The sequence below is a fragment of the Psychrobacter pulmonis genome (genome assembly GCF_904846465.1).
GTDB lineage: Bacteria > Pseudomonadota > Gammaproteobacteria > Pseudomonadales > Moraxellaceae > Psychrobacter > Psychrobacter faecalis.
Window position 1 is genome coordinate 543,161 of the sequence record NZ_CAJHAT010000001.1, and the last position, 20,382, is coordinate 563,542.

Below are 20,382 nucleotides of genomic sequence, written 5' to 3' on the forward strand. Positions count from 1 at the left end.
CTAGCGCAATCTTGTCGCTGCCTGATTATTAACAATTTTCTTAATTTATTCGTCCTGTTGTCTGATTAGATAAGCTTGGCGTTGTTACTATTGAAGGTAGCATAGTAGGATTTATTCATGTTCTCATCGTCTAAGCATAACTTTATAAATGACAATTCTACCAAGACTGGCTCGGCAAAAAAGAGCGCTCTAGCAAATGCTACTTTAGAAAATGACAGCCTTGAAGATACCTCTACTCAAAACCCTTTAGCAAAACTTTGGACCTTTATCGCCAGTCATCCAAAATCCATTGCCGCGATTATCTTACTTATCTCAATGACACTGTTTTTGACACTTAACGTCAACGGCTATTGGGACTTTGCCCTGCCATTACGGGGTAAAAAATTACTGGCGCTAATGGTCGTCGGTTATGCCATCGGCGTATCAACCCTGCTCTTTCAAACCTTGACCCACAATCCTATTTTGACACCCTCCTTATTGGGCTTTGACTCACTGTATGTGTTATTACAAAGCTTATTGGTGTTCTTTTTAGGCGCAATTAGTTTTACCAGCATCAACCCCATTACCAAATTTACCCTTGAAATCGTCCTCATGTTTGGCGCGTCGTTATTGTTGTTTCGACTGTTGTTTTCAAAAAGCAGTCAGGATTTAACGCGGCTGATACTGGTAGGCGTTATCTTTGGCGTGTTGTTTCGCAGCTTATCAGCGCTGGTTGCACGGCTCATTAACCCCGATGACTTCGTGGTAGTCCAATCGGCCAGTTACGCGCAGTTTAATACGGTCAATCCGCAGCTTTTGGGCATTAGCTTTGTTATTTGCGTCATCAGTGCGCTATTTATCTGGCGCTGGCGCTATCAATGCGATGTCTTGATGCTGGGCAAACCACAAGCAATTAACCTTGGTATCAACTATCAACGCCTCGCCTTTGGGCTATTAACGGTCATTGCGGTATTAGTCGCTACGGCAACCGCCTTGGTCGGTCCGGTAACTTTTTTTGGCTTACTGGTCTGCGCCTTGACCAATCGTATCGCGCGCCATATGTATCACAGTGAGCGTCTGATATTGGTCAGCTTGGTGGCGATGATTTGCTTGGTCCTCGGTCAAACTATATTTGAGCAAGTACTCGGCATGGCGGGTGTATTGTCAGTAGTGATTGAATTGGCAGGCGGCTTGGTATTTTTATTACTCATATTTATGACCTATCGCCGCTAATGATGACTTTTTAAAACGCAACGGTTAAATTTTTCTAAAAACAAGAACTGCTATGATTAAAATAAATAATGTCTCCCACCATATTGGCAAACAGCAAATCCTGCATGACATCAGCCTGTCTTTACCGCCCTCGCAAGTGATTGCCTTAATAGGACCAAATGGTGCGGGTAAATCGACGCTGTTTTCGGTGATGGCGCGCTTGCAACCGCTACAATCAGGGCAGGTCAGTTTCGTTATAGGGAATGAGGAGCATGACATTGTCAGCTGTCATGCACGAACGCTGTCTAAGACCGTAGCCATGCTTGGGCAAGACAACCAAGTACAAGGTCGGTTGCGTGTGCATGAGCTGCTGATGTTTGGGCGCTATCCTTATCATCAAGGACAACCAACGGCTGATGATCAGCAAAAAGTGCAGGAAATTATCGAACGCTTTGAGCTTGAGCCGTTAGCCGAGCGCTTTTTATCGACGCTCTCTGGGGGTCAGCGTCAACGCGTGCTGATTGCGATGATTGTCTGCCAAGATACACCGTACCTACTCCTTGATGAACCGCTCAACAATCTAGATATGTACCATGCTGGCCGTCTGATGCGTGAGCTGCGCGAATTGAGTCATACTGAGCAAAAAACCGTGGTGATTGTCTTGCACGACATCAATCAAGCTGCGCAATTTGCCGATACGGTAGTGACGATGAAAGAGGGTCGCGTACTGGCAACCGGCGCGCCTGTTGATGTACTCACGCATGAAACCATGAAAGAGCTGTACAAAGTCGATGTGACTGTCCTTAACCATCAAGGGCGACCCGTGATTGTCGATACCGTTTAAGTACTGGGTGTTTTATAGCTGTTTTTTAATAGCCGGTTTTCCGTAATGGTTTGAAAATTTATTTTTAATGGTCAATTTTTGCTTTAATCGGCTTTGACTACCTTTGACCCATAAATACACACCGGTAGCGGACAAAACTGCCACGGCCAATCCTATCATTGCTAAGAATATTTGATACAGTAAATGAGCGTTACCCTGTCCAATATGCCCCATGTGTAAGGTTGAGAACCATTGGTCGATTTTATTACCAAATGCGCTTTGATAACCGAAATTAACCTTTTCAACTTTGCCAGTCGCCGTAGCCACTGTGATAGACGAAGCACCACCGTGAGTGCCGACATCTTTGTCGGTTTTAAAACGCATTTGCCATTGCCCCTCCTCTGTAAGCCTGCGGATACCCAATGTCTGCTGTACGGTTACGCCATTTTTTTGCGCAGCAATATGCGCTTGCTCAGTTAAATACGCAATACTATTCGCTTTATTAACAAAGGTATTACTACCCGTTTCAGTGCTCATTGGTGCAACGGCTGACATAGCCTGCTCGCTCGATTTATCTGTTGTCTTTGACTTGCCTTTTTCTTCTCTTTTACCCTCTCTACCTTCAAACCCAACCACTGCTTGCATCACGGGTTGATACACCGATTTTAAATTAAAACCGACACTCGACCACGCAATGACAAATAGCATCAGCCACAACCATAAACCAAAAGCGTGATGCAAATCATAATTGAGCTTAAAGGTATTGGTTTTGCGGCGGATTTTCCACGCCGGTAGCCAGCGCTTAATAAAAGACGCACGTTTTTTAGGCGTAGTTTTAGGTACAGTTTTTTGCGACACTTTTTTATTGTTAACCGCCCTAGGAAAGGTCAAGTAAAAGCCAATAAAGCAGTTAATCGTCCAAATAAGGGCTATCACACCTAGCAGCAGCTTACCGATATCGCCAAGCAATAAATCACGGTGTAACCAAAACACTTTCCACATGGTATTACGCCACGCCCACGCGTCTTTATCACGCGTTCCTACGATATCGCCGTTATAAGGATTGACATAAACCTCTTGAAACAGGGCTTTAGGTTGATTTTTGGTACTTTCACCTCTGGCTCTATCGACCGAAAATACTGCAGATTTATCCGCTTCTAATGATGTTGGCATACTAGAAAAATTGTACTTTGGATAGGCGGCGACCACCTTATCGTGCAGGGTTGCAATAGGAAGCTGTGGCGCATCTTGCCGCTCAATCTGAGCCAATTTATAATTAAACATATCATCCAACTCGGCATGGAAAGCTAATAACGAGCCAGTAATGCCAGCCATGATTAAAAAGCCTGCCATCACAAGCCCAGTATAACGATGAATCCATAGACAAATACGGCGTATATTCGATGCAAAAGAAGATAATGAAAGTGAAGTCATGAGTGCTGATTCTTTATGAATATATAGGGTTAATGGGGCTACAGCCGAAGCGTAATGTTTAAAAAGAAAGCTTGAGTGCCAAAAAATGGCGATAAAAAAGCCAGCTCTTTTTTATAAAAAGCTGGCTCTTTTGCGACTAGAAAATAAATGCAGGATTAAAACTGATACGTCAATGACGCTTTGATATTACGACCTGGCTCGAAGTCAGTAGCAACATCATCAATCGGGTTTAGGCGAGATGAGTGGCTGGCGTAAGCCTCATCGAAAAGATTGTAAACGCCAACCGTCGCTTTTAGTCCTTCAATTTGTTTTGGCGAATAGTTCATAAAGATATCATGAACGTCATAGCTTGGTTTTTCAATATCATTCGCGCTAGTATTTGGCATTACTGAAGCGACATAGGTACTGCGCCAGCCAATATCTGTGGTCTCCGTTGGACTATAAGCCAAATTGACCATATATTTATCACCCGACTCTGAGCTGCTTCCGGTCACTGATGGAATACTATAGCCTGTTTTGTCGCCTTTACTGCGCGCTCGCGAATAGCTCAAACCCATACTAAAGTTATTCATTTTATAATCAGCGGCGAGCTCAACGCCTTTAATTTTAAAATCTTCATCTTTATTGATGACACCTTGGCAATCGCCACCTGGTTGTCCATTTGCACAGTTCAAGCCCGGTCTTGTCCCACCTGATCTCACAAACTCAATATAGTTTTCGATATCGGTTTCAAAATATTTACCGCTTAGTTGCAGGGCATCACCGGCGACCGTTAGGTCACGTAAGGTTGTAACGATTCCCACTTCAGCGTTAGACCCTTCTTCTGCTTTTAAGTCATTATTAACATACGTTTTATCACCGTCCGAATTAAAGATGGTTTGGCTTAAATCAGGACCATTAAATAACTGTGTGTAGCTAGCGAATACTTGCGTTAGTGGTGCAATCTCATAGCTTGCAGCAAGTGCACCGACGACATTGTCATAGGTTTTGCCACCAGAAATAAACTCAGGAGATTTGTAGCGGTCATAACGCACGCCTGGCGTTAAGCTAAACTTGCCCATTTGCCATTGGTCTTCTAGATAAACAGAGGTGTTTGTTGCCTCGTCTGACCCTGTTTTAACGAAGTCGCGCTCCATCTCCGATTCTTTTTTGTAGTGCTCAATCCCAGAGATGAGCTTGTGCGTGCCAACATTCGTAGCAATGTCACTGGTGTTTTGGATTTTTGCGCCTGTGGTTTGAACTTGCGCGTTAAAATCAAAACCTGGATCATTGATATAATCAGAATCGCGCAAAATACGGGTTTTAGTCTGATACACATTGGTATCTATATCAATCAGCGGATTGCTAGGATTAAACTTATAATCAATACCATAAGTATCGCGCTTCACCTGTTGCGGAATTGGTGGCTCAGAGCGACTCGGAAAATCTGGACGGAATGGGAAAATTCCTTCTTTCTCAGTACGGCTAAAGCTTGCACCTACATGATGGTCATTACCAACATAAGCACCGGCTTTTAATAAGAAGCTCTCGCTCTCACTGTCTTCAAACAACTCACGGCCTTCACCGTCTTCACCCGAGCTGGTATCACGCTTGCCATAATAAGCCAATAAATCGACATTATCAGATGGTGCGCCAAAAACCGTGGCTGACGTCAGTAGCTCATCATTATTACTGGCATAACCTGCTTTTAGCTTGGCACCAATCTTTTGACCAGGTTTAAGTAAGTCAGCGGCATCGACCGTTTTAAAAGCAACCGCGCCGCCAAGTGCATCATTACCGAGCGTGACAGAATTGTTACCCACTGCCACATCCGCTTGTTTGAGCAAATCAGGATCAATGGTGATATCGCCCATATGATAGAACAGCTTGCCTTCTTGGCGCGCGCCATCAATGGTGACTTTTAGGTTGCTATCTTCAAGACCGCGAATACGAATGCGCTGGTTGACCGCTGACGTACCACCTATGGTCACGCCTGGCACCACATTTAAAAAATCGCTTAAATGGCTTGCTTGCTGTGCAGGCGTATAGTCTTCGACATCGACGCCATCCTCTTGCACCTTTTCACGTACCGAGCTATTGGCAGTTACGGTGATGGTTTGTAAGGTCGTACTAGGCACATCCGTTGCCGCAACCGCCAGCTGTGAACACAGAATTGCTGAAACAGCAACCGATAACACCGTTAATTGATTAGAAAATGTTGCTGACTTAACTTCACGCATAACACACTCACTTTACTTACTATTAGGATTGAAGGATTTAAGTGCCACTTTAGAAAGACAGTTTGAAAAAGATGGTCCTAAAAAAACAATTTGGGATTTTGCTTTTTATTTTCTATTAAAATTTTTGTGTTTTATTGATTGACCACGCCTACTCAATCAACAAATACATATAGAAATAACATGATTAACACTAATGATAATGATTAGCATTTGAAATATGACAGGCATAATAACGAAGTATTAACAATTTGGCAATAAATAAAGTAAGGAATTTAATTCAATAAGATAGACGACATTGTGAAAGTTAAGCAGCACCTAACATCGACTGCTATTAAGTACTTAATAGCAGTCGTAATTTTATTTGTCATAAGCGCATTAAGGTTTTGTTAAATCGCCGAGATGAAACAAATTAATATTTTAATCGCAAAAAAAACATTGCAATAAGCAAGGCTTTCGCTATACCCTTAGATAGCTGACTAATTAGTCAGGTTTTAATCACCATATCTGGCAATATTGATAAATAATGGTGAGCTGCTTTTATTTATTAGCACACGGAAAAGTGCGACTCTCTGTTGGAAAATTAGTAAATGCTTAGATAGCTAGAGAAACAAGATGAAGATTTAGAGTTTACTGAAAGGCTTTTCTAAGTCACAGACTCAACTCTCAAATCATCAGTTTTCCTACGCTGTTTAGGTTTACCTTCAGAGATTGGACTAAAAGTCACTTTAGGAGAAAGCCAAAATGAGTGAAGTTACTCAAGGAAACCCTGATTTATTATATGGACTGCATGACCGCCCCGCTCCTGCAAAAGCATTCTTAGGCGCGGTACAGCACGTACTTGCCGCGTTCGTTGGTATTATCACGCCCTCTTTAATCATTGGTGGCGCTTTGGGATTGGGAGAGCACATCCCCTATCTGATTAGCATGTCACTGATGGTATCAGGGGTCGCCACCTTTATTCAGACCCGTAAAGTCGGGCCCGTCGGCTCAGGGCTGATGGCATTACAGGGCACCAGTTTTGGCTTTTTGGCTGCCGTCCTTGCCGCAGGTTTTGTGGTAAAAAATAAAGGCGGTAGCCCAGAGGAGATTCTTTCTGTCATCTTTGGCGTGTCATTCTTCGGCGCATTTGTCGAAATATTTTTAAGCCAGTTCATCACCAAACTTAAATCTTTGATGAGCCCTATCGTTACTGGCTGCGTCATTGTCACCATTGGTTTGTCATTGACCAAAACAGGTCTGACTGATTTGGCGGGCGGGGTTGGTGCCGAAAACTTTGGTAGTATGGAAAATTTACTACTGGGCGGCGGGGTGCTGGTCAGCGTGGTGCTGATTAGCATCGTCAATAATAAAGTGATTCGCTCAAGCGCTATTTTTATCGGTCTGATGTTGGGCTTATTTGCGGCGATGTTGATGGGGCGTATTGACTTCTCTTTAGTCTCTGAAGCGCCATTACTTACCGTCCCTATTCCTTTTAAATACGGTTTGAGCTTTGATTGGCAAGCGTTTATTCCGATTGCCTTTATGTATATCATTACCAGTATCGAAACCTCAGGCGATTTGACCGCAACTTCAATGATTTCAGGCGAACCTATTCAAGGTCCTGTCTACGAAAAGCGTATCAAAGGCGGCGTGCTAGGTGATGGGGTCAATTCGTGGATTGCCGCGGTATTTAATACCTTTCCCGTCACTACCTTTAGCCAAAATAACGGCGTCATTCAAATGACTGGTATCGCCAGCCGCTATGTGGGTTTTTATGTGGCGGCGATTTTATTTACCATGGGGCTATTCCCTATCCTTGGCGCTATCTTTACGCAGCTGCCAAAGCCTGTGGTTGGCGGCGTGACGCTATTGATGTTCGCAACCGTTGCTACTGCGGGTATCCGCATCCTATCCACAGTGAATTTTACCCACCGTAATATCTTAATTATTGCGACTTCGCTTGGTTTATCGATGGGTATCGCGTTTGTTCCTGATGTCTTTGCGCAAACGCCGCAGCTGTTCCGCAATATCTTTGGCTCGGCAGTGACCATGTCAGGTATCGTCGCTATCACGTTGGATATGATTTTGCCAAAGAACTATGGCGTCGAGTTTGATACGTCTGATCAACATATAGAAGATGGTCTAAAACCTGTGCGTATGTTGCCGAAAAGTGAGGTTGAAGGTTAGCCGTTATAACGGCAGCGGGCTTGGCTGAGTAAATGGCGCGCTATGTAAAATCCGCTATTCAAGCCCGCAACCGCGCAGAATAAAGGGTATTAAGAAGTCAGCCGCGCGCGCTTCATCTTGCTTATCATAAGCGTCTTTTTGTAGCAGACCGACGATTTCTGTTTCAAATTCTGCATAACGCTGCGTCGTTGCCCAAATCAAAATCAACAGCTGCAATGGGTCAGCGATGCCAATTCTGCCTTGCTCATGCCAAGTTTTCATCACTTGTGATTTATCAAGCGCCCACTCTTTCATGGTTGTCGACATAAAGTCATGTAAATATGGGGCGCCGCCGATGACCTCTAACGCAAACAATTTATGACGGTTTGGATGCACAAACGCTTGGTGTAATTTGGTGCGTACAAACTTCTCTATCACGGCTTTTGGGTCGCTATCGACGGTCATTGTCACCAAACCATCGTTCCATTCTTCAATAATAGAGCGCAAAACCATTTTGTAGAGGTTTTTTTTATTTTTAAAGTAGTAATGGACATTGGCTTTTGGTAGTCCTGCCCGATCAGCAATGCCCTGCATCGTAGCGCCGCGATAGCTTTGTAATACAAACTCTTCTTCTGCAGCTGCCAAAATTACTGCTTGATTTTGGGCGCGGATATCTTGCTGATTACGATGAATAGGCGCCTCAGAATCGGACGCTTGAGATGTTTGATTAGGTTGGGTCATAAGATAAACCATTGGATAGGAGGATAAATAAGTAGCCATATTGCAACATATAACAGCACTGATAAGCCAATTTTATTTTTTATTTAGCGAAAATATAGCAGGGTTTTCGCCAGCGTATAAAAATAATTTGCATAAAACAGTTGACCAAATGGTCAGGTTTAAGCAGAATGGATGTTATTAAACCACTTATCACTCAATTAAACATAAGAATAAAGAGTTACGCCAATCTCAACTTATCGTAGGCTTTTGATTTTTATAGAATTTAAAATTCTAATTGTTTTAACTGAAATTTTAAAAACTAAGTAAACCAATAACCTTAGAAAAATAAGTTGAGAGTGGGGTAAAGAGTTTTAAATTTAAATGAAAAGGATGTCACCGTGAGCTTAACACTAGCGCAATTTAATGCCCTCTCGCCAGACGAAGCACTCTCAAAACTATTGACCTGCTGCACTAGCAGCAAATGGGCGCATGACGTAGCAGGCGCTCGCCCTTTTGCAGATATAGACGACCTACTTGCCAGTAGCGACAAGGCTTGGCAGCAAGCGCAAACCCAAGAAGCCAATTTGCTTGAGGCCTTTGATGGTCATCCACAAATCGGCAACGTTGACTCATTAAAAGAAAAATACCGCAATACGCAAGACAGCGCGGCGCATGAGCAATCTGGTGCCAATAATGCTGACATGGATGTCATTGAAGCATTGGCAAAAGGCAATCAAGAGTATCTTGCTAAATTTGGCTTTATCTTTATCGTCTTTGCGACGGGCAAAAGCGCGCAAGAAATGCTGGATTTATTACTCACACGCCTGCTAAACGACCGCGCCACTGAGCTACTAAATGCGGCTACTGAGCAAAATAAAATTACCCGTTTGCGCTTACAAAAACTACTCGGCACTGCTTAAAGCAAATGTGCTTATTTTTAATATATAAAAGGAATGATCATGTCAGGCACTCTCTCTTCCCACATTTTAGATACCCATCTTGGCAAACCTGCCGCTGATATCGCAGTCACCCTCCACCGCGTGCCTGCAAACGGTGAGACCTATCTATTGGCAACAGGTGTCACCAACGCCGATGGTCGAGTTGCCGCTGACAGCTGGAAATTTGATACTAGTATCGATATCGCTAAATATCATTTAGATGTTGGCCGTTATACCTTGACGTTTGCGACCCAAGCCTATTTTGACGCGCAAAATCTCACGGCATTTTACCCGCAAGTAGTCATCGATTTTATGATCAGTGATGGCGGTCATTACCATGTACCGCTACTGCTCAGCGCACACGGCTATAGTACCTATCGCGGTTCATAAATGAATGGCTTAATGGATTTATAGCTGTCTGTTTTACCGTTTTCAATTAACGACAGAACGCTGAACCAAACATTGAATAAAAAAGTATTGCAAAGAAAAGGACAATTCGCGCATGGGTGCATATCTTCTCGACTGGGTCGCTTTATTTTTCCGCTGGTTTCACGTCATCGCTGGCGTGGCGTGGATTGGCGCCTCCTTTTACTTTGTTTGGCTAGACATGAGTTTACGTAAGCCGCCACAGTGGAAGGCGGACAAGGGTATATCCGGCGACTTATGGGCGGTACATGGCGGCGGATTTTATGAAATTGCCAAATATAAGCTTGAACCAGAAGAGATGCCAAAAACCCTGCATTGGTTTAAATGGGAAGCTTATACCACTTGGCTTACTGGCATGGCGATGCTGGCTATCGTTTATTATTTCAATGCGACTGCCTATCTGATTGATCCCAGTAAAGTCGCTTTTGGCAGCAGTATCGGCGCGATTTCGACCAGCTTATTGTTTTTATTTGGTAGCTACTTTCTGTATGAAGTGATTGTTCGTAGTCGTCTTGGTAAAAACTCGCTGATTTTTAGCAGTATTATCTTTATATTACTAGTGATCGCTTGCTGGGGCTCTTATCAGCTATTTAGTGATCGCGCTTCATTTATTCATATTGGTGCCATTTTAGGGACGGTAATGGCGGGGAACGTCTTCTTTGGTATTATGCCTGCTCAGCGCGCGTTGGTAGATTGTGTGCGCCGCGGTGTGAAGCCCGGCAAAGAAGTGGCGGATTTGGCGCTACAAGCAAAAAACCGCTCGCTGATGAATAACTACTTTACCCTGCCGCTTATCTTTACCATGATTAGCAACCACTATCCGATGATGTATTCGCATGCGCACGGTTGGTTGGTGTTAGTATTTGTCGGTATCATCACAGCAACGGTACGTCATTATTTTAATCAAAAACACTTGGGGCATCACAAGCCAAAATTCCTCTGGATTCCGGCATTAGCAACAGTATTATTGATTATTTGGATGCGTCCTGCCCCTGTTGAGCCATTACCCGCTGCTAGTGCCTCTGTTTCTACAGCAAACGCTACACCAGACACTACATCGGACACTACGCCACCAGTTACTGCTGGTTCAGCCGATAACTCGGAAATGAGTGCTGCTACCGAAACTGGCGCTGCCAATGAAGCGGCTACCGAAGTCGTACCTGTGAGTGCCTCAGCAGATGATGCCATTATGGATATCGTCCACACCCGTTGTACCACTTGCCACGCGGCGCAGCCAACCCAGCAAGGATTTGCCGCACCGCCAGCGGGCATCATTTTGCAGACGCCAGCAGATATGAAAATCCATCAAGACAAAATTGTCACAGCGGTACAAACTGGCTATATGCCACTGGGCAATCTCACTCAATTGACCGATACAGAACGCCAACAACTCGTCGCTTACGCTTCAGGGCTATAGTTATTTAATGAGACAGTTATTTAGTCAGATAATTAGTTAATGAGCCGACAGTAGAAATACTCACCTTTAATTTGCTTTATTGTATTTAGGATAGTTTAAAAATGAGTCAAAAAATAACCAGTGATTTTAATCACGGCACCTACCCGCGTGATTTAAAAGGCTATGCAGGCAATCCGCCAAAGGCCAACTGGCCGGGCGGCGCGAAAATTGCCGTGCAGTTTGTATTAAACATTGAAGAAGGCGCGGAAAATAGCGTCATTCATGGCGATGGCCAATCAGAGCGCTTTTTATCGGATGTACTAGGTACGCCAGAATTTAACAACCGCCACCAATCTATCGAATCCGCCTTTGAGTATGGTAGCCGCGTGGGCGTTTGGCGCGTGTTAGATACCTTTAAAGAGTATGGCCTGCCCATCACTACCTTTACCTGCGCCGCCGCTGCTGAAAAAACGCCGCATATTATCGAGCGCGTGCTAGAAGATGGTCACGAAATCGCCAGTCACGGGCTACGCTGGATTACTTATCAATACATGTACCGCGAAACGGAACGCGAACACGTGCGCCGCGCCACCGAAATCTTCGAGCGTATGCTTGGTCGTCAGCCGCTTGGTTGGTATACCGGCCGCGATAGTCCCAACACGCGTGAGCTGGTCGCTGAACAAGGCGGTTATATCTATGATTCAGACTCTTATGCTGACGAGCTGCCCTACTGGCTCAATGTCAAAGTAGAAGATGGGCAAAAAATCGCCCGCAAGCCGCATTTGGTCATTCCTTATAGTTTAGAGACCAATGATATGCGCTTTGCTTCAAGCCCTGGTTTTACCAATGCTGAGCCTTTTTATCAATACTTAAAGGACAGCTTTGATACCTTATACGAAGAAGGCGATAAAAATGGTAAAAACGAACCCAAAATGCTGACCATTGGTTTGCACTGCCGCATCATTGGCCGTGCGGGCCGCATCACTGCCCTCAAAAAATTCTTGCAATACATTACTAGCAAACCCGATGTCTGGATATGCCGCCGCGATGACATTGCCAAACACTGGTATGAAAACCATCCAGCTACTGACGATAACATCGCCAACTGGATGTAATCATCTGGCGCTAGCTAAACTAAATACATAAAACTGCTCATTAAACAAAAGGTGACATCATGACTACCACAATTATCGCGAGGCCTTTAACCAAGGCCGAATTTGCACCTTATGGTACGGTGATTGAACCCTATGACAAAGAAGAGCAGACCTCTGAAAACTGCTTCTTTATTAATAAAGGTTATGCGTGTCGACATCATGCGATTACGCAGGCTACGCTTGACGGCGGCGATGTTGGCTTCAGTATCTTTCGTGCCAAAAAGCGCGAACTGCCTATCGCCTTATCGGTGATGGAGTATCATCCCTTTGGGTCGCAAGCGTTTTTTTCGATGAATGGTCAAGATTATATTGTCGTCGTCGCACAAGCTGGTGAACCACCACGTTCGGCCGCTGATTTATCAGTGTTTTATGCCAAATCGCATCAAGGCGTGCAATACGATGCCAATGTCTGGCATCATCCGCTGCTGGCACTTGGTCGCGACTCAGATTTTTTGGTCATTGACCGTATCAATGGTGAGGGTAATAACTGCTACGAGCTGGCCATTGATGATTGGCAAGTGAATATTGAAGTAGCAAATGAACAAGCCGAACCAAATACACAAATCGCAGACTAAGCTGAACTATTTAAGCTATTTTTAATGCCTTGCTTAAATGAAAATAAGACTTAAACAGCCGTACTCACCCTTTATCTCTTGAAGATAGACACTAATTTAACACAGCAAAACCCCCTAAGGATTATTAATAATGCCAATTAAAAGTACCTATTACGCCCCAACTGGCGGCTTACCGCCGCAAACGCAACTGTTATCTGACCGCGCTATTTTTACCGAAGCGTATGCGATTATCCCCAAACGGGTGCTCACCGATATTGTGATTAGCTACCTGCCGTTTTGGGAAGGTATGCGCATGTGGGTGATTGCGCGTCCTTTAAGCGGTTTTGCAGAAACTTTTTCACAGTACATCGTTGAAGTCGCCCCAAACGGTGGCTCCGACAAGCCTGAGCTCGACACTAATGCCGAAGCCGTGCTGTTTGTCGTTGAAGGTGAGATGGATATTACTATCGAAGGCGTAGCCCATCATCTTGAAGCCGGTGGTTATGCTTTCTTACCACCTGCCTGTCAATGGACGCTAAAAAATAATAGTAATGAGCCTGTTAAATTTCACTGGATTCGCAAAGCCTATCAGTTTGTAGAAGGACTTGATGCGCCAGAAGCCTTTGTCACCAGCGATCATGATGTTGAAGCAATTGAGATGCCAGAAACCAATGGTGTTTGGAAAACCACGAGATTTACCGAACAGTCTGATATGCGTCACGATATGCACGTCAATATCGTTACTTTTCAACCAGGCGGCGTGATTCCGTTTGATGAAACCCATGTCATGGAACATGGTTTATATGTGCTAGAAGGTAAAGCCGTCTATCACTTAAACGGTGAATGGGTCGAAGTTGAAGCAGGTGATTTTATGTGGCTACGCGCATTTTGCCCGCAATCTTGTTACGCCGGGGGCCCTGGTCCATTTAGGTATTTACTCTATAAAGACGTAAATAGACACATGCCGTTTATACGTCCACAGCGTTAATTTATCTAAAATTATAAATGACCTAAAAACCAGCATATCACCATGCGCTGGCTTTTATTTTTATTTTCAATTTAACCTTCAACATCAAGCGTTAAACAAATAACGCTAAACGTCCAAACACGTTACTTGTTTTTCTTGTACTACTGTACTAGAATACTGAAACGAAACAATATTTTGCTTATTATCCTTTCTCTTACTAAGATTATATATTATGAGCGCCAATCCTTATCACAGTCTATTAACTCATTTGGCCAGCTGTCACGATAGTAGCGCTATCGACGAGCTATTTACTGCGCTATTGACCGATAAAGAACAACAAGAAATCGCCAATCGCATCCGTATTTTTGATTTGTTAGAGCGCGGTATCACCCAGCGTGAGATATCTGAGCAGCTCGGCGTCGGTATCGCCACTGTCTCGCGCGGTGCGAAAGCCATGCAAAGTCACGATGTGAGCGCCCTACTTAAAACTCATAGAGAAAATACGCATAAAAAAGACGCTTAATTGGGCAAAAACATAATTTCATTCTGCCTTATTTTTTTGATAAATCATTGAACTATTTTGGACATCGTTATGACCGCTTCTACTTCCAAGCCTGACCAACCTGCTGCTATCGAAATTCCTAGCAAACCACAGCGTATCAAACTCACGCAGGATATAGATTTTTTTGCGCTATTTAAGCGTATTGAGCACGCTTTTGAAACTTGTTATTTGCTTGAATCATTGGGCGAGGATGGACATATGGCGCGCCACCATGCCATTGGTTTTGACCCAGTGATGACTATTGCCGCTATCGACCGTACCACCTTAGCAATTACTGATAATAAAACCGCCGAAACCACACATTATCAAACTGACAATCCTTATCAGCTATTACGCAGCATCACCCCGCAGCACGTTATTGCGCGCGACCAAAGCGGCGGACTGGTTGGCTACTTGGGTTATGACAGTGTCAATTTTTTTGAGCCAAGTCTCAACGCCAAAGCCAGTGATGATTTCGAACCCTTCAAATTTGGTGTGTATTTAGATGGCTTAACGCTTGATAAGATGACCGGCGAAATATTCTATTTTTACTATCCAACTGAACAACAAGACAACCGTATAGAGCAAATCAAAGCCTTACTTGACGCGCCCATCCCCAATTATGAACCACCCTCGGTAGAGTTTTTGGGTGATGGCATGAGTCAAGAGGAGCACGCCAAAGCGGTGCTGCAAGTCAAAGAAGACATCATCTCTGGGCGCATCTTTCAGTGCGAAGTTGGTTTTAAATCCAAATATCGCATTGCCGGCGATAAGATGCCGATTTATGAAAAGCTACGCGCGGTTAATCCGTCACCGCATATGTATTTTATGAAATTTGCTCAGCAATGCATTATTGGTGCCTCGCCTGAGCTACTGTTTCGCCTGCGCCAAGGTGAGATGGAAACCTACCCATTAGCAGGCACTGCTAAGCGCGGCGTCGATATCGCAGAAGACCGTAAGCTTGCCCGCGCGCTACTGAATGATGCCAAAGAGATTGCCGAGCACAATATGCTGGTCGATTTGCATCGCAACGATATCGGCCGTGTGGCACAATTTGGTACGGTAAAGGTGCGTAGCCTCATGGATATCAAACGCTTCTCACACGTGCAGCACATTTCTTCTGAAATCGTCGGAATTTTGCATCCCGATGAAGACATGTTTAGCGCCCTTGCCAGCAACTTCCCCGCCGGTACTTTATCAGGGGCGCCAAAAGTGGAAGCCATTAAAGTGATTAATGAGCTTGAGCCTGATGGCCGCGGTGCTTATGGCGGCGCGCTAGGCTCCTTTAATTTTAATGGTGATTGTATTTTTGCCATTCCTATTCGCAGTCTATTTATCAATGGTGAGTCGGCTTATGCGCAAACTTGCGGCGGCAATGTTTACGACTCCAATCCTGCTGATGAATACTTAGAAATCCAGCGTAAGCTGTCAGCGATGAAAGTGGTGTTAGACAGCTTTATGACAGCGTAAATCCATTATATTTTTGCTAAAGAGCTTATGCCTTATGAATGTTTTAATTATCGACAACTACGACTCTTTTACCTTTAACCTTTATCAATATATTGGCGAGATTTTACAAACCATGGATGGTGATAAAGACGGCGCTAAACAAGCGGCAAATGTCATCGTCAAACGTAATAACGAAATTACCTTGGCTGATGTGCAGGCGATGAATCTTGACCGCATTATCATCTCACCCGGCCCTGGTGCGCCTGACGACTCGGCCTATTTTGGTATTTGCGCCGAAGTGATTGAGGTTATGGGCAAGACGACGCCGCTATTGGGCGTTTGCTTGGGCATGCAGGGCATTGCGCATGTCTTTGGCGGCGAAGTGGTACGAGCCAGCGTACCAATGCATGGCAAAGTCTCAGCCATTCGCCATGATAATGCAGGTGTCTATCAAGGCTTGCCACAAGAGATAGAAATCATGCGCTATCATTCCTTGATGGTAAAGGCAGATACGTTACCAGATTGCTTAACTGTTACCGCCGTCGTGAGTAATGACGCCCATCATGACTTAAGACTGACAGATGCAGCGGTCGCAGGTGATGAGATTATGGGACTTGCGCACACTGACTACCCGATACAAGGTGTGCAATTTCACCCAGAGTCGTTTGCGACTGAGGGGGCGAAGCGTTTATTAACGAATTTTTTATTGCAGGTGTAATGCAGGGTTTTAAAAGGCTAATGTTAAAAAGCATAAAGGTGTAGTCAAAATGTCCTAAAAACGCTACGGTATTGCTTTTCACTTACTATACAATAAAAAAGACTGGCTATTTAGAAGCCAGTCTTTTTTCAAAATGAACTACTGCTCGATACGCTGCAAAAACGCTTGCGTGCGTGGATGCGTTGAATCTTCAAATAGCTGCTTGGCGCTACCCTCTTCGACTATGTGACCGTCTTCAATCAAGACCACATGGTCAGCAACATCACGCGCAAAGTTAATCTCATGGGTTACCACCACCATCGTCCAGCCTTCAGAAGCCAACTGCTTCATCGTTCCAAGCACATCTTGTACCAACTCTGGGTCAAGCGCCGAAGTTGGCTCATCAAATAGCAACAATGACGGCTCAATCGCCAGCGCACGAGCAATACCAATACGCTGCTGCTGACCACCAGACAACTGAAATGGATACAAATCTGCTTTATCCGATAAGCCGACTTTATCAAGTAACGCCAACGCTTGCTCGCGCGCTTGCGCTTTACTTTGTCCTTGTACCACCGTCGGCCCAAGCATCAAATTCTCAATGGCTGACTTATGCGGAAATAAATTATAAGACTGAAATACCATGCCTGACTTGCGTTGCAAAGCGAGTAAGGTTTTCTTTTTTGGCTTGGTGGCAAAGTCGACGGTCAAGCTGCCATCATCAAATGCAATTACCCCTTGATCAGGAATCTCTAACGCATTCAGACAGCGCAAAAACGTGGTTTTACCCGACCCTGATGGACCCAAGATGACCACTACCTTGCCTTTTTCAATGGACAAGTCGATGCCTTTGAGCACTTGATTGCTACCAAAGGCTTTGTGGATATTAGTGACTTGAATCATAGAGGTTTCCGCTTACAAATGAAAAAACGCTGATGGTAAAAAACGACAAGATGGCTATATTTTTTAGCAAAAATTATTTCGCCACATAACGATCAAGCCTGGTTTCAAGTTTGCCCTGAATAAAGGTTAAAAACAGACAAATTGCCCAATAAATAAACGCCGCTTCAGTATAAACCAGCATAAACTCATAATTACGGGCGGTAATGATTTGCGCCTGTTTAAACAGCTCCGTGACCAGCACCAATGACGCCAAAGACGTGTCTTTTACCAAACTGATAAAGGTATTGGACAATGGCGGTACCGACACCCGCAGCGCTTGCGGCAAAATCACATGGCGAAAGGTTTGTAGATAGGTTAAACCAACTGTGGAGCCCGCTTCCCATTGACCTTTTGGAATAGACAGAATCGACGCACGCACCGTTTCCGACGCATAAGCGCCAATGTTCAACGAAAAGGCGATAATCGCTGACGGAAACGGGTCGAGCTTCACGCCAACACTTGGCAAGCCATAAAAGATAATAAATAGCTGCACCAACATCGGCGTACCGCGAATGGCAGACACATAGATACGAGCAAGCCGATAAAGTATCTCATGGAACCATCCTGCACGCGGCACGATGCGAATCAAAGCTACCGTCAGCGCAATCACCATTCCAATCGCAAATGATATCAATGCCAGCGGTATCGAATAATAAATACCGCCTTTGAGCATTGGCCAAAATGAGTTGATAACGATTTGGGCGCGTGCAGCATCCATAAAGGGCAATAGTGCCAATAAATCGCTTAATACTGAGGTTATAGACGCTAGCATTATTTTTGTTGACTTATATCAGCACCGAAGAATTCTTCGCTAAGTTTGGTTAGCGTGCCGTCAGCTTTTAGCTCAGCCATGGCGCCATTGAGTTTTTCGACAACTGCGTCATCACCTTTCAGCAGCACCAAGCCCGAACCCGTCTGCTCACTGGCAGGCGCAACCAATTTAATCTCAAGATTGGCGTCTGGGAATTTTTTTAGATAGTCCAATACGGCAAGGTTGTCATTCATCGTAAAGTCAGCGCGGCCTTGTTTGACCAACTGAATCGCTTGCGCCATACCATCGACGGGAACGATTTCAGCTTCATAACGCTCTGCCAGCTCACCATAATTACTGCTAAGCGATTGCGCTGAACGCAGTCCTTTTAGCGCTTCCCACGAGCTATAACGATTGTCATCAGTCGGTGCCAATACCACAGCGCCTGACCAGCTATATTCAGTCGCTTTATCGTACTTTGCTAGGCGCTCAGGCGTGGTCAAACCTACCTGATTGGCAACCATGTCAAAACGTTTTGAGTCTAAACCTGCTAGCATGGCATCCCACTGGGTTTCTTTAAACTCAACATCCACCCCAAGTTTATCAGCAACCGCCCGCGTTACTTCGACATCATAACCGGTCAGCTTACCGCTCTCATCATGATAGGTGAACGGCGGATACGTACCTTCAGTACCGACATTAATAGTACCGCCATTATTGATACGTTGGAGCAAATCAGAACCACCAGTCGCCGCACTATCGGCTGCATTGGTATCAGCATCAGTAGTAGGCGACTGATTACAAGCGGCAAGTAATACCGTACTGGCGGCAAAGGCTAAAAGCGTACGACGTTTCATAAGACGTCCTTATAAAGTAGGTGAATAAGGCAAAAAGTAGCAAACCAATAAATAGGGTGAAAGCATTACAAGCAGTCTTGACTAAGAATTGCGTCTATTAACTATCATGCTTGGCTTTGGCTTCCCGATTTGAGGATACTGTGGCTATTTTTCAATACTATTTTTCTATTATGTTGCATTAAATAGGCTAAGTGACGGTTAATATTCATAATATTTTTAACGGCAAGCCTACTTATGCAACCATGACTTGCTCATATACTAGCGCAGTTGGGTAAGAATAAACGTACAAAAACAGTGAGTATGCGTAAGATTGTTAAGCTTTACTCAGTTATAAAGCTTTATATAACGGCTTTTTAGATAAAACTCCTTGATGAAACTACTTATTCATAATAAGAGTAAGGCAGACTTACTTTGGTTATATTCATATTAAGCGTTTATTATATTGAGTGCTCGCATAGTAAATAAGCCGTTTTCAATAAAAAAGACATCAACCTGATGATTGATGTCTTTTATACTATTTTTATCAAAATAACTGCTACTTTTTGAACTTATTGGCAAATGTTTTACCGCTGTTAGCGTCGACATTAATACTAACAATCTTGTTACCTTTTAATAGGTCAGCTTTATAATACGCCGTATGATTGGCATAATCGCGATCATTCTCAAATTCAATTTCTAATATCTTACCACCCGTTTGTTTTTCAGCGATATTAATGGCCTTCATAATATCGGTTTTTGCTTTTTTTTGAACTTGGTAAGCGTTGATATCATCGCCATCAAGACGATCCGTTTCCTTTTTTACAATTTTACCTGTATTGGCATCTACTTTGATTTCATAATTGACGCTATCGGTACTGAATTCTAATTCATAGACGCCACCTTTGCCAATGGCATCGCTATCATCCTCATCAAAATCGGCACTGATTAAAATACCAGAAGCTGATTTACTGGCGATAGTAATGGCTTGCTTTAAGCTAATTTTCGCAGCTTGCGCAGCGCGTACTTCGTCTACATTACTAGCGGCACTGGCGGCTGTAGTTATGACGCCCGTCGTCAAGGCTAATGTCAGACAAGCACCCAATGTTGTTAGCTTAAAACCTTTGAGAATTTTATTCATCATATCGTCTCCTGATTCATATTTTTATTTATTACTATCGATTTTGTTTACCGTATTTTTT

General features: G+C 44.0%; 19 protein-coding genes. 12 read left to right on the forward strand and 7 right to left on the reverse strand.

Annotated elements, in window-relative coordinates; translation table 11 throughout:
• Window positions 1-117 precede the first annotated feature (117 nt).
• The gene (locus JMX70_RS02280) at window positions 118-1,212 is read left to right on the forward strand and encodes an iron chelate uptake ABC transporter family permease subunit (protein ID WP_201589224.1); all 1,095 of its coding nucleotides are present in this window, start codon (window positions 118-120) and stop codon (window positions 1,210-1,212) included.
• Window positions 1,213-1,264: 52 nt separating this feature from the next.
• The gene (locus JMX70_RS02285; protein WP_201589227.1) at window positions 1,265-2,035 is read left to right on the forward strand and encodes an iron ABC transporter ATP-binding protein; all 771 of its coding nucleotides are present in this window, start codon (window positions 1,265-1,267) and stop codon (window positions 2,033-2,035) included.
• A 12-nt stretch (window positions 2,036-2,047) separates the two neighbouring features.
• On the opposite strand, the gene JMX70_RS02290 is transcribed toward JMX70_RS02285, so the two are convergent.
• Together JMX70_RS02290 and JMX70_RS02295 are read right to left on the reverse strand one after the other, a co-directional pair.
• Window positions 2,048-3,448 (reverse strand): PepSY-associated TM helix domain-containing protein, encoded by a 1,401-nt coding sequence (locus JMX70_RS02290; protein ID WP_201589230.1) that lies wholly within the window; start codon window positions 3,446-3,448, stop codon window positions 2,048-2,050.
• Between the two features lie 155 nt (window positions 3,449-3,603).
• Window positions 3,604-5,667 carry a TonB-dependent receptor domain-containing protein gene (locus tag JMX70_RS02295; RefSeq protein ID WP_200662924.1) on the reverse strand — a complete coding sequence of 688 codons (2,064 nt, stop codon included), beginning with the start codon at window positions 5,665-5,667 and terminating at the stop codon, window positions 3,604-3,606.
• 741 nt (window positions 5,668-6,408) lie between these two features.
• On the opposite strand from JMX70_RS02295, the gene JMX70_RS02300 reads away from it, so the two are divergent.
• On the forward strand, window positions 6,409-7,833 hold the full coding sequence (locus tag JMX70_RS02300; protein ID WP_201589233.1) for a uracil-xanthine permease family protein: 1,425 nt from the start codon (window positions 6,409-6,411) through the stop codon (window positions 7,831-7,833).
• A gap of 54 nt (window positions 7,834-7,887) precedes the next feature.
• On the opposite strand, the gene JMX70_RS02305 is transcribed toward JMX70_RS02300, so the two are convergent.
• The gene (locus JMX70_RS02305; protein ID WP_068407211.1) at window positions 7,888-8,553 is read right to left on the reverse strand and encodes a TetR/AcrR family transcriptional regulator; all 666 of its coding nucleotides are present in this window, start codon (window positions 8,551-8,553) and stop codon (window positions 7,888-7,890) included.
• Window positions 8,554-8,930: 377 nt separating this feature from the next.
• Here JMX70_RS02305 and uraD point away from each other — a divergent pair, with 377 nt between their 5' ends.
• The 9 genes from uraD to JMX70_RS02350 all read left to right on the forward strand — a co-directional run bounded on the left by uraD (window position 8,931) and on the right by JMX70_RS02350 (window position 16,675).
• Entirely contained in the window at window positions 8,931-9,452 is a 522-nt protein-coding gene (gene uraD / locus JMX70_RS02310) for a 2-oxo-4-hydroxy-4-carboxy-5-ureidoimidazoline decarboxylase (protein WP_201589236.1), read from the forward strand.
• Between the two features lie 39 nt (window positions 9,453-9,491).
• Window positions 9,492-9,860, forward strand: a complete 369-nt coding sequence (gene uraH / locus JMX70_RS02315) for a hydroxyisourate hydrolase (protein ID WP_068407216.1) — start codon at window positions 9,492-9,494, stop codon at window positions 9,858-9,860.
• A 112-nt stretch (window positions 9,861-9,972) separates the two neighbouring features.
• A complete protein-coding gene (locus JMX70_RS02320; protein WP_201589239.1) occupies window positions 9,973-11,313 on the forward strand; it encodes a urate hydroxylase PuuD in 1,341 nt (446 codons plus the stop codon).
• Window positions 11,314-11,414: 101 nt separating this feature from the next.
• Window positions 11,415-12,407, forward strand: coding sequence for an allantoinase PuuE (puuE, locus tag JMX70_RS02325; RefSeq protein ID WP_201589242.1), 993 nt, complete (start codon window positions 11,415-11,417; stop codon window positions 12,405-12,407).
• A 59-nt stretch (window positions 12,408-12,466) separates the two neighbouring features.
• Complete coding sequence (locus tag JMX70_RS02330) at window positions 12,467-13,021, forward strand: ureidoglycolate lyase (protein ID WP_068407225.1); 555 nt, start codon at window positions 12,467-12,469, stop codon at window positions 13,019-13,021.
• Window positions 13,022-13,151: 130 nt separating this feature from the next.
• Window positions 13,152-13,988 carry a bifunctional allantoicase/(S)-ureidoglycine aminohydrolase gene (locus JMX70_RS02335; protein ID WP_068407228.1) on the forward strand — a complete coding sequence of 279 codons (837 nt, stop codon included), beginning with the start codon at window positions 13,152-13,154 and terminating at the stop codon, window positions 13,986-13,988.
• 211 nt (window positions 13,989-14,199) lie between these two features.
• Complete coding sequence (locus tag JMX70_RS02340) at window positions 14,200-14,490, forward strand: Trp family transcriptional regulator (RefSeq protein WP_068407232.1); 291 nt, start codon at window positions 14,200-14,202, stop codon at window positions 14,488-14,490.
• Window positions 14,491-14,559: 69 nt separating this feature from the next.
• Entirely contained in the window at window positions 14,560-15,978 is a 1,419-nt protein-coding gene (locus JMX70_RS02345; protein WP_201589245.1) for an anthranilate synthase component I family protein, read from the forward strand.
• A gap of 34 nt (window positions 15,979-16,012) precedes the next feature.
• Window positions 16,013-16,675 (forward strand): anthranilate synthase component II, encoded by a 663-nt coding sequence (locus JMX70_RS02350; RefSeq protein ID WP_144296992.1) that lies wholly within the window; start codon window positions 16,013-16,015, stop codon window positions 16,673-16,675.
• Window positions 16,676-16,813: 138 nt separating this feature from the next.
• On the opposite strand, the gene JMX70_RS02355 is transcribed toward JMX70_RS02350, so the two are convergent.
• The 4 genes from JMX70_RS02355 to JMX70_RS02370 all read right to left on the reverse strand — a co-directional run bounded on the left by JMX70_RS02355 (window position 16,814) and on the right by JMX70_RS02370 (window position 20,324).
• Window positions 16,814-17,557 carry an amino acid ABC transporter ATP-binding protein gene (locus JMX70_RS02355; RefSeq protein WP_102077631.1) on the reverse strand — a complete coding sequence of 248 codons (744 nt, stop codon included), beginning with the start codon at window positions 17,555-17,557 and terminating at the stop codon, window positions 16,814-16,816.
• Window positions 17,558-17,630: 73 nt separating this feature from the next.
• The gene (locus JMX70_RS02360) at window positions 17,631-18,368 is read right to left on the reverse strand and encodes an amino acid ABC transporter permease (protein WP_068407243.1); all 738 of its coding nucleotides are present in this window, start codon (window positions 18,366-18,368) and stop codon (window positions 17,631-17,633) included.
• Window positions 18,368-19,204, reverse strand: a complete 837-nt coding sequence (locus JMX70_RS02365; protein ID WP_201589249.1) for an amino acid ABC transporter substrate-binding protein — start codon at window positions 19,202-19,204, stop codon at window positions 18,368-18,370. The genes JMX70_RS02360 and JMX70_RS02365 overlap by 1 nt, the downstream gene beginning before the upstream one ends.
• 535 nt (window positions 19,205-19,739) lie before the next feature.
• Window positions 19,740-20,324: a PepSY domain-containing protein gene (locus JMX70_RS02370; RefSeq protein WP_201589252.1), complete on the reverse strand. Its 585-nt coding sequence runs from the start codon at window positions 20,322-20,324 to the stop codon at window positions 19,740-19,742.
• Window positions 20,325-20,382 lie beyond the last annotated feature (58 nt).